The sequence below is a fragment of the Aporhodopirellula aestuarii genome (genome assembly GCF_023701485.1).
Classification (GTDB): domain Bacteria; phylum Planctomycetota; class Planctomycetia; order Pirellulales; family Pirellulaceae; genus Rhodopirellula; species Rhodopirellula aestuarii.
Genome location: NZ_JAMQBK010000031.1, coordinates 56,589 through 70,040, shown reverse-complemented (window position 1 = coordinate 70,040; position 13,452 = coordinate 56,589). Strand labels below are relative to the sequence as shown.

The window sequence follows — 13,452 nt, the reverse complement described above, 5'->3', positions numbered from 1 at the left end:
CATGCCCTATACTCCGCCCGAACAAACCGCTTCCGAAACGCCTGCTGAGGACGACAACGACGCCCCTGCACCACTGACAACGTTGTCACCATCGACCATCATCTGGTTGCTCTCAGTGATGATGTTTCTGCAGTTCTTTGCGTGGGGATCTTGGTTCGCCACGCTCTCGGCTGCGATGGACACGCACTTGCTCGGCGCGTTTATCGGAGGAGCCTATGAGTCGGCACCGATTGCGGCAATCTTTGCACCGTTGTTCCTCGGTTTGGTGGCGGATCGTTTTTTCTCATCTGAAAAAGTGATGGGAACACTGATGCTCATCGGCGGAGTGATCATGTTGATCATCCCCGGACTCGCTGAAACGGCGTCCACATTCGCGGCCGAGTCAGCAGCGGAGATGCGGGCGAATGGGACCTATGACGCCGCCGCGTTCTTAACGATGCAGTCGGAAGAAAACGCCGCCGGCAAGACGCTCGTTTGGATGATCCTCGCGTACCTGTTGTGCTACATGCCAACACTGGGGCTCGGTAACACAATCGCGTTCACTCATATCCCTAGCCAAGATGAATTTCCAAAGATTCGCGTTTGGGGAACCATCGGGTGGATCGTCGCCGGACTGACACTCGGCATTCTCGGGTGGTCCGCGTCCTACAACATTTTTTGGATGGGCGCCGCCAGTTCGCTCGCTCTCGGTGTGCTGTGTTTTTTCTTGCCCAACACACCGCCCCCGCTGCGTGGCCAACCGATGGACGTTCGTTCGTTGTTGATGGTCGATGCTTTTAAACTGCTCGGCAATTGGAACTTTTTTGTCTTCGCTGTTTGCTCCACGTTGATTTGCATTCCGCTCGCATACTACTACGGGATGACGGCAACGTATTTGAATCAGACCGGTTTTGCTGAGCCGGGCGCGACGATGACGATTGGCCAAATGTCAGAGATCTTTTTCATGTTGCTGATCCCGTTTTTCTTCCGTCGGCTCGGCGTGAAAATAATGATCTTGATCGGGATGGCATGTTGGTTCGTTCGTTACCTGTTATTCGCCATCGGCGCCGCGGATCAAACCACTTGGATGTTGCTGCTCGCGGTGGCCCTCCATGGAATCTGTTACGACTTTTTCTTTGTCACCGGATTCATGTACACCGACGCCAAGGCACCCAAGGCGATTCGCGGCCAGGCGCAAGGTTTGCTTGTGTTCCTAACACAAGGGATCGGCATGTTCTTTGGGTATCGGATCATGGCGGGTGGCAATCTGTTCGGTTTCATCCCTTTGAACTTGACCTTTGGCAACTACGGCAATCAGGTCACTGCGGCGCCGCAGTACGTCGAAGCACTCGGCGCGGCGAGGGGGGAATCCACATCGAGCTCGTTCCTGCAAACCTTCTCCAAAATGTTCACGCGTGATCTGCCCGAATCCCTTGATCCAGGGATTTTGGCGGAAACGATGGCTCAGTGGCGAGATTTTTGGTTGTCACCGGCGATCATGGCCGCCGCTATTTTTGTTTTGTTTGCCGTGTCGTTCTGGGATCGCACCAAAACGGAGGCATAAGTTGGACGCCAATTCGCGACGCTAAAGCGGTACACTGGAAGGTGCCCGCCCGTCTCCCTTGCCTCACACATTCGGTATCACCTTGTCTCTGCCGTTCCGAATCGGGTTCGAGTCCCCAGGATATCTTGTTCTCCTGGCCGTGCTGCCATTGATTTGGTACTTGGGATTGCGGCACCTCGGTGTCCTGGGACCGGTGCGTCGGTGGGTCGCGTTGCTGGCCCGAACGTTGGTTTGGACGGGCATCGTCGCGGCGCTTGCAGGTGTGCAGCTGGTTTGGACGAGCGACCGGGTCACTGTGATGTACGTCCTCGACCAGAGCGAAAGCATCCCCGAGGCCAAACGGTCCGCGATGCTGGATTTTGTCATCGCCGCTGTTTCAAAACATCGTAACGATGCCCGCGGCGACCGCGCCGGGCTGATCGTGTTTGGCCGAGACGCGACGATCGAGATCCCTCCCTACGACGACGACGTCCCGCCAATGCGACGTCTGGAGAGTCTGCTCGAACGAACCGACGCGACCAACCTCGAGGCTGCGTTGAACCTCGCTCAAGCATCGATGCCCGAAGATACTTCGCGGCGAATCGTCATCGTTACCGATGGCAATGAGAACATTGGACAGGCGCGGTCCATGGCCAGCCGTTTGACTGCAGCCGGTATCGGTATCGATATCGTTCCCGTGATGACTGCAGCCGGTGAAGAAGTACTCGTCGAGAAAATCGATTTGCCATCGAACATCCGCAAAGGACAGCCTTTCGAAGCCCGAATCGTGATCGACCGTCAAGGCGATCGCAGTGGCACCGGCACCGGCAAGGGCAACGACGGCAGCGACGCGGCCGCAGACACTCCCGTTCGGGGGCGACTTCGCGTCAAACAAAAAGTCGCCGGCGAAGAGTCCTTGCTGCTCGAACAGACGATCGAATTGGCACCGGGCAAAAATGTGTTTCCGATGCGGCACACGATCGAACAACCGGCCGCATACACCTACGAAGCCGAATTCATTCCGGATTCCGAAGACGACGACGCCCTCTCGCAAAACAACTCCGCAACGGGATACACCTACGTGCGCGGAAAAGGCCGTGTGCTGTTGATCCATTCGCCCGATAAGCTCAGCGATTATGAATCGATGATGTCGGCGCTGCGTGATGCGAACATCGAAGTCACGCCGATGACCACCGAACGCCTATTCGGGTCAATTGCCGAATTGCAGCCTTACGATGCTGTGATTCTCGCCGGTGTACCGCGAGTCGACAGCGACAGCGCGAATAAAATTTCGTCATTTACCGATGAGCATATCGAAATGCTCGTTCGCAATACGCAACAACTCGGCGCCGGCCTCTTAATGATTGGTGGTCCCGATGCACTCGGCGCGGGTGGATGGACGGGGACAGAAATCGAAAAGGCGATGCCGGTCGATTTCAAAATTCGCAACGCCAAGGTCAACGCCGTCGGCGCTTTGGCGCTGATCATGCACGCCAGCGAAATGGCTCAAGGCAACTACTGGCAAAAGAAGATCGCGGAGGCGTCGATCACCCAGCTCGGCGGCTCCGACCTGGCTGGTGTTTTGCACTGGTCGCCGAGCGGTGATCGGTGGCTTTGGGGAGGATCGAAAGGGCTGCTTGAAGTCGGCCCAAACCGCAAAGCCATGCTTGCGTCGCTCGGACGGATGACACCGGGCGACATGCCTGAATTCGACCCGGCAATGCGAATGGCGGTTGCCGGACTCGCCCGCACAAGCGCCGCCATGAAGCACTGCATCATCATCAGCGATGGCGACCCGAGCCCTCCTTCGTCGGGCGTCATCAAAGCGTTCAAAGACAACAGCATCACGGTCAGCACCGTGGCTGTGGAATCGCACGGCACGACCGGCAGCACCCAACTGCGGCGAATCGCTCAATCAACAGGTGGCAAGTATTACGAAGTCAAATCGGGGCGGGCATTGCCGGCGATTTTCCAGCGTGAAGCCCGCCGGGTATCGCGTCCGCTTGTTTATGAACCTAACGGCGGTGCGTTCCCAGAGGTCGTGTTTCCGCATGTGGTCTTGGATGGTATCGACACGTCCTTGCCCGCGATCCGCGGATTTGTGTTGACGCAAACTAAGTCCAGCCCATTGGCTCAAGTCGTATTGCGGTCTCCCAAACCAGATACTCCCGAGAACGCAACCATCCTCGCAACGTGGAACTACGGACTCGGGCGCACCGCCGTGTTAACGACCGACGCCGGGCAACGATGGGCGGCCGAGTGGGTGCAGTGGCCGGGATACGAAAAACTCCATTCGCAGCTTATCCGATGGTTGATGCGCCCAACGGGTGACACCGGTCAGTTTTCGTTGGCAACCAAAGTCGACGACGGACGCGTCGAAGTGATCGTGACAGCGCTGACGGACGATGACCAATTCCTTAACTTTCTCGAAGTGGCCGGGTCCGTACTCGACCCGTCGCTCGAACCGTTGCCTCTTCGCATGGAACAGGTCGCCCCGGGACGCTACTCCGGAAGTTTTCCGATTGATCGAGCGGGTACCTATTTCGTTAATGTGCTTCCCGGATCGGGCAACGCACCACTGAGTACCGGAGTAACTGTCCCGTACAGCGACGAATTTCGCTATCGAAAATCGAATCAAACGTTGATGGCACAACTCGCATCCCTGAGCCCCGAGGGCGGAAAACCCGGGGAGGTCACGGCACCGTTGGGTGAGCAAGTATCCGACGCGGTCCTCGAGAGCGATGCCTTCCGCAGCGGACTCCCGCTGGCACGACGTATTCGCGACGCTTGGCCTTGGTTTGTCCTGATTGCGGCGGGTTTATTTTTCACCGACGTGTTGATCCGCCGCGTCGCGATCCGCTTCGGCTTCTTGAAGACGTGGTGGGACGAATGGATGGGCAAGGGCCAACCCGAGCTTGCCACCGTTGCCCGACTCGATCAGCTGAGGCAACAAAAGCACGCGGTTAATGCGTCCGGTGCGGCGAGGCGTTCGGACACCCGGTTCGAACCCACCTCCGTCACACTCGATGTGAAGGATGACGGTGGGCTATCCGAAGTCGTGACTCCCGGAAAAGCGGATCTCAAACGGGACACGCCTCAATCAGACGCGACAGCCCAACCGGAAGCGAGCTATACCGAGCGATTGCTCGAAGCCAAACGGCGGGCACGCAAACAATAGCGGCCCGGTGTTTCAGTCGTCCGAGTCGGTGGCAGCACCGTCGTCGTCTTGGCCGTCGAGCATTTCATCGTCGTGGTCGTCGTACCCTTCTTCCCCTTCGAAGAACTCGTCGGCACCCGGCAACTTCGGATCTAACGGGGCGCGTTTGCGAAGCTTCCGTTGGAGCGACCGACGGTGGATTCCCAACCGCCGGGCCGCTTCCGAAATGTTGTTGTTGCAATCGGCGAGTACTCGATGGATGTGTTCCCATTCATTTCGCGCCAGCGAAGGAGCAGGGAAGGCTAGGCCGCCCTCGGGAACCAAGGGTTCTTCACCTCGCACGAACGCCGACAAAATGTCGTCCGCGTCCGCCGGTTTGCTGAGGAAGTTGACCGCGCCGGCTCGGACGGCATCAATCGAGGCCGGGATGCTTCCAAACCCGGACAACATGATAATCCTGCAATCAGGTTTGATCTGCAAAAGCTTTCGCAGCAAATCCAAGCCGCTGCGTCCTGGCATCCTCAGATCCAGAACCGCTAAATCGGTCGGGGCGTGGGTGAAGACGCTGACGGCCTCGTCGAAATTCCCGGCCGTGCGAACTTCGAAACCACGGCTTCGCATCGCCATCGCGAGCCGCTCTCTGAGAACTTCCGTGTCGTCGACCAGCATGATCGACTTTGCGCCCACCGTTTCGGCGGTGCATGCATCGGATGGGTCTGGGTATTCAGGGGAAAAACTCACAAGCAACGCCGCATGATAAGTGGAGAGAAGCAACTGCACGTGCATTTAGCATCGTCGTCGCGAGCAACTTTTTCAACACCCCAATGACCAGAACGGTGCATTCAATCGCGATATTGCGAGCGGGACTTCAAGGTTCCGGCGAGCGGTAACACGACCGTAGCGGTTGTCCCCTCGCTAGGCACGCTGTCGAAGGTCAACCGGCCCCCGAGTCGGGTGATCACGTTGCGGGTCAAGAACAGCCCCAAACCGATGCCTCGGCCCGGTTCCTTGGTGGTAAAGAATGGGTCGCCGGCGCGGTCGATCACATCGCTGGACATCCCGTGCCCTTGGTCCACCACATACAGAATGACGTCCCTGCCGCGACGTCGAGCCTGAACCGTCACCGAATCGTCCGGGCTGCTCGCGTCGAGCGCGTTGTGGATCAAATTGCGTATCGCCTGTGCGACCGCCTCTTCGGGAAGCCACATCGGTTGGCGTTCCCACGCGGGTGTATCTGAATCAGCATCTTCGTCAGTGGAACCGGTTGCGTCGTCCTCTGACACCGGCTCGGGAATCCACAATTCTTCCGGTTCGAGAATCTCGACCCGGTGGGGGTCACGGATCCCGTCGAGTGTCGTGTCGATCAAATCGCCAAGCGTTGTTTGGTTCCACTGATCAGCAACCGCATCGCCCGCCGCGGCACGCATTCGAGAAAGAATCTGACGACACATCTGCAACTGCCCGTCGATCAACCTCAGGTCCTCATCGATCGAAGCAGGCTTGGTGATCGATTCGAGATGCCGCGTCAGCTCACGGCAAGCGATGTCGATCGTCGAAAGAGGCGTCGCCAATTCATGGGCGGCGCCGGCCGCCAAGGTCGTGAGCCCTTCAAGCCGCATGGCATCGGCCCGCTCGGATTGGCTGCGCCGCAAATCCTCCTCGCGGTCTCGCAGTTGCCGCGACGTCCGCGCCACAAAGTAAGTGATCACCGTACCGCACGCGACAAACGCGATCAGCGATGCGATGTCGCGCATCCCCAGCACACCGAGTTGAACCGTCGAAGGATCGATCGTCTGCACGCTCAACCCACGGACTGGCCACGATTCGAGCAGCAGCACTGAATAGCCGAGCACCGCGAGCCCGGTCAACGTCCACACCGCTGCAGGCTGCAGCATCACGCCACCGACCGCCAAGTTGACGAAGTAAAAGAAGCAAAACGGGTTGTCGGCCCCGCCGCTGAAATACAACATTCCCGTCAACGTGACGAGGTCGAGCGCCATCAACGCAAACGCCACCCGCAACGGGATTACGCTGTTCGCGTCATCGACCACGCCCTGCTCGTAGCGTGAAAGCCACCATCCATAGACAAAGTTGGTGCACGCAGTCAGGGCAACAAACGCGAGCAACGGTACGAGCGGCAGCGATGTCGACGTTACCGGGTTGGCTAAAACGATCGCGATCAATTGCCCGATGCTTGCGAACGAACGCAATCGCAACAACCACGTCGATGACCCCAAAGGGGCGTGCGAGATCAACGCCATATCAGTGCGTTTCTCGTCTCGTCAGTTCATCTCGCAATTTAGCGGCCAACTCATAGTGCTCTTGCTCGACAGCATGCTCGAGCCGTTCACGCAGAGTTTGTCCAACCGAGTACTCGGTTCGCAACGATTCACGCAGTTCGACCAACCGGACGATCAACTCGTCTTCGTCGAAGTGCTCCTCAGCATCGTGTTTGACAAAGAACGCACGCAATGTTTCTAGCCCGCGGTTGATCGCTTGAATCGCTTCCTCGGGAGTATTCTCTTCCAACTCGCCGAGCGCCTCAGCTTGAGTGCGATGGAACAACACAAACGGTCTATATTGTTCGTGTGTCGAAGACCATTCCGGATCATCCGACAGTTCTTCGCACAAATCCATCAATCGTAACGTGTGATCGGCGTCCATCACCGCGCGATGATAAAACTGCAGCCGCAGCCAACAGATACGCCGGTGATAAAACTGCATGAACTCGCGGTCGATCTCGTTGAAGTCCTTTTCCGAAAGTTGGTAGTCGGGGTCATTGAGGCGGCATAAGTTCAAATGTTCGAGGTAGCTTTCGGAGCCTTCGATCAACTCCCCATCAGGCCGCCCGGTCGTCTCAAGCTGCAACACCCCCATGTCCACCCGCATCTGCAAAACGTCGCGATCGTCTTTGCCTTTGATCATGCGGACATTGAGAGTTGTTGGGTCAAATGCCCATCGCTTCAACAGATCGTCCAGGTGCCGTGGGCGTTTCATGAATGAATTATTCGAGAGTGCGGAGTGATTTCTGAAATAAAAGCCCCTGCGTCGAAACGCAGTCATCAGCCGGGGGGGACCGCAACGTTGTTAATTAGATCGCCCAGCCCCATTTATCAGTATATCAGCGTACGGCCGTAGGTGAACCTTCAATCATCGCTCCCAAACACTTGTTCAGTCGCGTCAATCGTCTCGTCCGGGATTCCCACGCAAGCGTTTCTTTTGCGATTGCCGTCTTTTTCCTTCCACGCGACGTTTCTTGCTGCCCAGTGTCGGACGCGTTGGCGTGCGGGTTTTAGGTGGCACGCGGCACTCCAGCAGCATCGCAACGAGTCGCGATCGGGCATCGGCCAGATTGCGAATCTGGTCCCGAGTCTTGTCGCTATGCAGCACCAGTTCACCTTCGCGGTTGATACGGGTTGAGAATCGCGACTCAAATCGCTGACGCCAAGCGTCGTCAAATCCGATTTGCGTTTTTGGCTTCCATCGCAGCGTCACCTTGGAATTCACCTTGTTGACATTCTGGCCGCCAGGACCGCTGCTCCGCGTTGCCGACCACGAAAGCTCAGCCTCCGGAATCGTGAATCGTTTCGTGACGTGCAAATCAGACATGGAGAATTGATGTTAGCGATCGAGCTTTTTTTCCGGCGAAACGTTTTGAAGGAGTTAAACAGATCTTCGTCCGTTCAGGTGTTTCGCACTCCGCGAGCGTTCGGACCGTTTCGCCAGTGACACTTTTTACAGGAAAAATGTTCGCTTGCGTAAAACGCGAGAACCTGGAGGCGGAAACGATACTCCACCAAAGCCGTCCTTGCTACGATGAAATCGCCCTTGGCATATCAACTCACCCCACCGATGCTTCATTAACCATGGCTGTCGATCACTCGCTAGGCGACGGCGTCTTTTTTCGATCTGAGGATTACGCGGGATTTACCCGCCGGGTTGTCGTCATGATGATCGACTCCACCGTTTTGCTTTTCTTCGCGTCCGGCTTGTTGGTCGCGCAAACGATGGTCGAAACGTTCTGGGTGGACGAGGACCTGACGACATACGCAATCTTGATCGCAGTCGGGATCAGTTGGCTGTATCTCACGGTCGTGAAACGCTCTCGACTTCGCACGATCGGCTATCGCTTGGCGGACGTTCGCATCACGTCCATCAAGGGCGATCGTCCGTCGTTGCTGAAGATGACGTTTCGCATGCTGTTATGGGCATTCGGTCCCGTGAATTTCCTGGTGGATCTCGTCTGGATCGCCGCTGATCGCGACCACCAAACCATCCGCGATTGCTTGGCCGGCACCTACGTCATTCGGCAAGACGCCCGCCCCATCGGGACTGCGCCTCTGCATCTGACTCGCTACTGCGGCGCCGGTTTAACGCTGGCCTACCCACGCCCGGTGCATCCCGACATGACTCGCAATCAAACTGAGGAAGGCTCGATCGAGTCCTAGTCGAACCGACCGCTAAGCGAAATAGACCGCTTTCCGGTGCAGACTGTGGTTGCCAGGACGCCGTGGGACGTTTCTAGCCCAGCACCATCCGGGCGACGTTGATGTAAATCACAATCCCAAGAATATCGACGATCCCCGCCACGAACGGATTGCTCATCAATGCCGGGTCCAGCCCCAGTCGCTTAAAGGTGATTGGCAGCGTCACCCCGCAAAGGCACCCGCAAACGATGACCGACACCAACGTGATCGGAATCACCGTGGCTGCCAGCGCTGTTGGCGCGACAAAGATCGCGACCATAAAACCGATCAGCGACAAAAACCCACCCAACAATAACGACACGCAAACTTCGCGTGAAAGCACCTTGGGGAGATCAGTGAGCTTCACTTCGCCGCCGGTCATCGCTGTGATGACCAGTGTCGCTGATTGGCTGCCTGAGTTACCGCCCGAACTGATGATCAGCGGGATAAACCAAACCAACCAACCATGCACCGCTAATTCCGCTTCGTAGTGACGCAGCGCAAACGCGGTCAGCAACGCGGCAAAAAATAGGATCGTTAACCACAGCCCTCGCTTGTAAGAAAGGCTCATCAATCCGATCTGCAGAAAATCACCTTCCAAGGGCGCGACCGCGGCGATCCGCTGCGCGTCTTCGGTCAATTCTTCACGGACGACGTCGATCACGTCATCGTGCGTGATAATGCCGAGCATCTGGCGGCCCGAGTCGATCACGGGGATCGCCAGCAGGTTGAACCGCTCGACTTTCTCAGCAACCGATTCCTGGTCCTCGCCGGCGAGGGCAACAACGACATCGGTTTCCATCATCTGGCCGAGCGTGATCGATTTGTTTTTTAACGATGACACCAATTGCCGTGTGGAAACGATTCCGCGCAACAGATTGTTATCGTCAACGACGTACAGATAATAGATCGTTTCCAGGTCGCTTGCCTGTTTGGCAAGCTCATCGAAAGCTTCAGCGACCGTCAGCCGTTCGGCTAACTTGGCCACCTCGGTCGTCATCAGGGCGCCCGCGGTGCCTTCGGCGAATGAACGCAAACGCTCGATGTTCCGGCGTTCGCTCGCCGGCAGCAATTTCAAGATCCCATCAACCGCTTCGGACGGCAGACCTTGAATCAAGTCGACTCGATCATCCTCGGGGATCTCTTCAATCAGGATTGCCGTTTCGGCCGCGGGCTCGTTGGCAAGCATCGCGAGTTGACGGCTTTCGTCGAAGTAACTGAAAATCTCCGCTCGCCGGTCGGCCTCCGCGTATTGCAGCACCCTCCAGACCTCATGGTCGTCGAGTCCCTCCATGAACTCGGCTGTCCGCCCCGGATTCAAAGCGACACAAAATTCCCGCAGTTCGCCCTCCTGCTCAAAAGCGAGCATCTCGCGAATTTCAGGCAGGAAAAGTGTGTTGACCAAGTCAAAGTTCCAGAGATGGAATGAATGCGATAGGGCGTCTCTAGCCGATGCGGGGCACGGCGGGTTGATGACAGCTCGCGCAGTGCAACGCACCCAGTCCCCAGGCAATCTTCTCGCATGGAATCCCCTGGATATCTACCCCGGGGCAGAGATCGCGCAAAATGCCGAGTGCCCGGTCATCGCTATCCGGCACCGCAAACGTGGGAACGAGAATCCGATCTGGCCCGAGCCGAAGGAAATTGCAATAGCTCTGCGGAACGCTATGCCCGTCGATCGTTCGCGGCGGCGGGACCGGCAGGCGATGCGCCGTCACGCCCGGGTTCGTTTCGGTGCCCCATAACTTGACCTGACGAAAATTGGCTTCGAGCGCCTCGGCAAACGGCACTTCATTATTTTCGGCAACCGCGACAACGACATTTTCACGATCGACAAACCGGGCAATCTGATCGATGTGCCCATCGGTATCATCGCCGGGGATCAGTCCACCATCGATCCAGAGAATTTCTTCCACACCGAGATATTGGTGCATACGCTCGGCGCACTGCTGGGCCGTCAAGCCAGGGTTCCGGGCGGGGTCGAGTACACACGCGGCGTGCAGAAGCAATCGGCCCGCACCATCGGTTTCGAGGGCACCGCCTTCCAGCGTGAGGTCTGCCCGCAAGAGCCTCAGCCCTGCGGCGCGGGCGATCTGTGCTCCCGCGGCAGCATCGAGGTCGTGAGGAAAGTATTTCCCACCCCAGGCATTGAAGTGCCATTTCACTGCCAATAGCGAGTCGCCTTCGTGGACGAACGTCGGCCCGTAGTCACGGATCCAGCAATCGTTCGTGGGGATGTCCACGATTTCGATTTCTCGCGGCAATTGCTGTGGTTTTCGGCCCGCCGCGGTCAATCGCAGGATTTCGCGGCACTGGCCGGCGAGGTCCCCACTCGCGAGAATTTTGACGGGCGTTGACTCCGCGATCGCGTGGGCAAAGACCGCGAAAGCTTCGGGGACTCCTTCGAAATGGCCAGGCCACGTTTCGAGGTTGTGCGGCCAAGCCAGCCAGACGGCGTCGCAGGGTTCCCACTGCGCGGGGAACCGTCGCAGTGGCCGGGAAGGCGCGCCTTCTCCCGCAGAAGAATGGGGTTCGCCCGGACTCACTCCGGCTTGATCTCTTCTTTGACTTTTTGGACAAAGTGAGGCGACTTGCCTCCTTTGCTCAATTCTTCGGCTCGCTTAACGGCCTCGGATTGCTTGTCAAAATCAAAAACGGCGACCCGCTTCAGATTTTGGCTGAAAACGCCCCAATAGAGGCGCAGCCGCACATCAGCGGCAGCCTTTTTGGTTTTGCGTTTGGAGGCTTTCTTGCGTTTGACCTCGGCTGCCAGCTTTTCAGCAGCATCTGCTTCGGCTGCTTTTGCCTGCCGATTGACGACCTTCCGAGCCATAAATCTCAGCTGTGGGGGTTAGTGGATGGGGTTCATGGAAAATCCACCCGAAGCGGGATCGGATTCGCCCCTTACGAGTCAGCCACTGCCCGACAGGCGAAGCGGCGGAGTGAGGGGGAAATCAAACGATCACGGAGCCAGGATGAAATAGATCACGAAGGTTATCCGCTGCAGTCCGTTTTGTCATGGGGACGCGGCGGAGAAAAGTTCTGAGAAATATTGCCAAGACTGCCCCATTTCTCGCAATCTCACCATCCACCTGCGACAGAATTTCCCCTCGTGAGCAAAAATGACCCCTAGTATCGCTATTCGAGACGCCTGGATTCGGCTAGGCTGTAGTTTACCCTCCCGCGGTCATCACACTATTGATCCGTGATCAATTTCAGATGAACATCGATGTTCTCTGACCGCTAGAGACCACCGACCGTGAGCCGGCTTCGACCATGCGTGCGGGAATATTGACGAGCGGATTCTCTAATCAAACGAGTTTGAACATGCAGGTGAATGTTTCAGCCCGCCACGGCACTCTTCAGCCTGGGGATCAGGAACTGATTGAGGAAAAGGCGATCAGGCTTCGGCGATTGTATGACCGGATCAACGCGATCGAGGTCACCATCGACTTGAAACAGTTGGACAAACCAGTCGTCGAAATCAAGGTTTCCGCCGAGCACGCTGAAGATTCCATCGCTCGAGCCGAAGCGAGCAACGTACTCGCGGCGTTAGACAACGCGATTCCCAAGGTAGAGCAGCAATTACGCAAGCTCAAAGCACGTAAAACGGGCAACCGAACGGCAGACCATAAACACGTTGAAACAGCAGATGTCGGCGACGACGAGTAAAACAACTCCCTTCGCCCCGACATCCACATACATTCCATCCCAACCCAAGACATAACTCTTTGCTATGAAGTTCTCTGACTTTGTCAAGAAAGACGCAATCCGCGCCAACCTGCAGTCCACCACCAAAGAGGCTGTGATCGACGAGCTCGTCCAATCGCTGCTGGACGCCGGTGAAATCGCCGCTGACCAACGCGACGACATCATTGCCGCAATCATGAAACGGGAAGAACTCGGCAGCACCGGCATCGGCCGTGGCGTCGCCGTCCCCCACACCAAGCACCCCAGCGTCCCCGAACTCGTCGGAACCGTCGGTGTCAGTGAAGTCGGTGTCGACTTTGATTCCCTCGACGGAGAACGCGTCCAGTTGTTCTTCCTCCTTATCAGCCCCCCCGAACGCCCCGGCGATCACCTCCGGGCCCTGGAAAACATCTCGCGACAACTTCGCGACGAGTCGTTCTGCCGATTCCTCAAGCAGAGCAAGACGCCAGACGATATCCAGCAATTGCTGCAGGAAGCCGACGATAACCAATTCGCTGCTGGCTAAACCGAAGACAACGCCGCACAGCCGACCCCCAGCGACTCCGGCCAACTATTGACCCTATTCCTGGGCTCCGCTCCGACGATGTCTATCCCGA

General features: G+C 57.3%; 12 protein-coding genes. 5 read left to right on the top strand and 7 right to left on the bottom strand.

Annotation, left to right across the window (positions count from 1 at the left end):
• Position 1: 1 nt before the first annotated feature.
• Together NB063_RS11985 and NB063_RS11980 are read left to right on the top strand one after the other, a co-directional pair.
• Complete coding sequence (locus NB063_RS11985) at positions 2-1,543, top strand: nucleoside permease (RefSeq protein ID WP_250928966.1); 1,542 nt, start codon at positions 2-4, stop codon at positions 1,541-1,543.
• A gap of 82 nt (positions 1,544-1,625) precedes the next feature.
• The gene (locus tag NB063_RS11980; RefSeq protein ID WP_250928965.1) at positions 1,626-4,700 is read left to right on the top strand and encodes a VWA domain-containing protein; all 3,075 of its coding nucleotides are present in this window, start codon (positions 1,626-1,628) and stop codon (positions 4,698-4,700) included.
• Positions 4,701-4,712: 12 nt separating this feature from the next.
• Here NB063_RS11980 and NB063_RS11975 read toward each other — a convergent pair whose 3' ends face one another.
• The 4 genes from NB063_RS11975 to arfB all read right to left on the bottom strand — a co-directional run bounded on the left by NB063_RS11975 (position 4,713) and on the right by arfB (position 8,288).
• The gene (locus NB063_RS11975; protein WP_322975138.1) at positions 4,713-5,348 is read right to left on the bottom strand and encodes a response regulator transcription factor; all 636 of its coding nucleotides are present in this window, start codon (positions 5,346-5,348) and stop codon (positions 4,713-4,715) included.
• Positions 5,349-5,521: 173 nt separating this feature from the next.
• Positions 5,522-6,940: an ATP-binding protein gene (locus NB063_RS11970; protein WP_250928963.1), complete on the bottom strand. Its 1,419-nt coding sequence runs from the start codon at positions 6,938-6,940 to the stop codon at positions 5,522-5,524.
• A gap of 1 nt (position 6,941) precedes the next feature.
• On the bottom strand, positions 6,942-7,676 hold the full coding sequence (locus NB063_RS11965) for a UvrB/UvrC motif-containing protein (protein WP_250928962.1): 735 nt from the start codon (positions 7,674-7,676) through the stop codon (positions 6,942-6,944).
• Between the two features lie 183 nt (positions 7,677-7,859).
• Positions 7,860-8,288: an alternative ribosome rescue aminoacyl-tRNA hydrolase ArfB gene (arfB, locus tag NB063_RS11960; protein WP_250928961.1), complete on the bottom strand. Its 429-nt coding sequence runs from the start codon at positions 8,286-8,288 to the stop codon at positions 7,860-7,862.
• Positions 8,289-8,545: 257 nt separating this feature from the next.
• Here arfB and NB063_RS11955 point away from each other — a divergent pair, with 257 nt between their 5' ends.
• Positions 8,546-9,127 carry an RDD family protein gene (locus NB063_RS11955; protein WP_250928960.1) on the top strand — a complete coding sequence of 194 codons (582 nt, stop codon included), beginning with the start codon at positions 8,546-8,548 and terminating at the stop codon, positions 9,125-9,127.
• Between the two features lie 73 nt (positions 9,128-9,200).
• On the opposite strand, the gene mgtE is transcribed toward NB063_RS11955, so the two are convergent.
• From mgtE to NB063_RS11940, 3 genes are read right to left on the bottom strand one after another with little or no spacing between them, the layout of a single operon-like run.
• Positions 9,201-10,550: a magnesium transporter gene (mgtE, locus tag NB063_RS11950; RefSeq protein WP_250928959.1), complete on the bottom strand. Its 1,350-nt coding sequence runs from the start codon at positions 10,548-10,550 to the stop codon at positions 9,201-9,203.
• Positions 10,551-10,590: 40 nt separating this feature from the next.
• A complete protein-coding gene (locus tag NB063_RS11945; protein WP_250928958.1) occupies positions 10,591-11,691 on the bottom strand; it encodes an agmatine deiminase family protein in 1,101 nt (366 codons plus the stop codon).
• Positions 11,688-11,978 carry a hypothetical protein gene (locus tag NB063_RS11940; protein ID WP_009095086.1) on the bottom strand — a complete coding sequence of 97 codons (291 nt, stop codon included), beginning with the start codon at positions 11,976-11,978 and terminating at the stop codon, positions 11,688-11,690. The genes NB063_RS11945 and NB063_RS11940 overlap by 4 nt, the downstream gene beginning before the upstream one ends.
• A gap of 494 nt (positions 11,979-12,472) precedes the next feature.
• Between NB063_RS11940 and hpf the strand changes: the two genes are divergently transcribed.
• Entirely contained in the window at positions 12,473-12,817 is a 345-nt protein-coding gene (hpf, locus tag NB063_RS11935; protein WP_250928957.1) for a ribosome hibernation-promoting factor, HPF/YfiA family, read from the top strand.
• Between the two features lie 64 nt (positions 12,818-12,881).
• Positions 12,882-13,361, top strand: a complete 480-nt coding sequence (locus NB063_RS11930) for a PTS sugar transporter subunit IIA (RefSeq protein WP_250928956.1) — start codon at positions 12,882-12,884, stop codon at positions 13,359-13,361.
• Positions 13,362-13,452 lie beyond the last annotated feature (91 nt).